General features: G+C 44.8%; 2 protein-coding genes. Both read right to left on the reverse strand.

Annotated elements, in window-relative coordinates:
• Window positions 1–349: cytochrome P450 (locus tag A3735_RS26865; RefSeq protein ID WP_197486078.1), on the reverse strand; the 349-nt coding region annotated here is incomplete at its 3' end.
• A gap of 126 nt (window positions 350–475) precedes the next feature.
• Window positions 476–820: universal stress protein (locus A3735_RS26870; protein ID WP_068638988.1), on the reverse strand; the 345-nt coding region annotated here is incomplete at its 5' end.

Here is an 820-nt window from a genome sequence, read left to right on the forward strand (position 1 = left end):
GGAAGCCTGGCTGTACTAATTTCCTTTGAGTCTTATGATTAGCAAGGTCATTGTTTGTTATCAGCCCCTTTCCCAAAACGGTTCCCATGACAGCAACGTCTCGGTCTGACTTTCTAAATTTTTTTGCTTGGCTTACAAGAATTTGGTGGCTTAAGTCACCACTTGTGACAAGCGCCATATTGTTAAAAGGGATGTGGAATTCCACTATGTCCGGGTAGGTAGACATTAAACGGTGGAAGAAGGCCAAGGGGTCTCGAGCAAACTCGTTAAGGCATCCTAGAATCACTTGTCCACGTTCTTGGGGTATTGCTTGGTTTGTTTCTGTATAGGTTATCGCGGCTGATGACATTGTATTCCTCATTTTTATATTTATTAAGGAGGGCTTACTTTGCCATAAAATGACTGGTAGTCACAAAGGCTAGGATGAGAAACAGCATTCCAAAATTGGGATGCTGCTATCAACATCTTCGATTATTTAGCTCTTGGGGCAGCGCACTAGCAGTACATCACATTCAGCGAGGTTCAAAATCTTATGAGCTGTAGAGCCTAGCAGTACTTCAAACCCGTGGCGACTATGACTACCTGCAACAATGACATCTGCATTTAGGTTATCTGCCTGTTTAAGGATTTGTTGAGCCGGTGGCCCAAAGCACATAATTAGATTATTTGGATCCAGCCCTGCCTCTTCAATGAAGGGGCGAAGGTAGTCTGCACCCGACTGTGCGAGAGCTTCTTGATCTAATGGAGGCGGTATCTGGCCTGGACTGCCTGCCCAGTCAGCCACAATCAGGTCGAGTACAACGTGAACTAAATGAATTTT

It is taken from the genome of Oleiphilus sp. HI0061 (assembly GCF_001635675.1).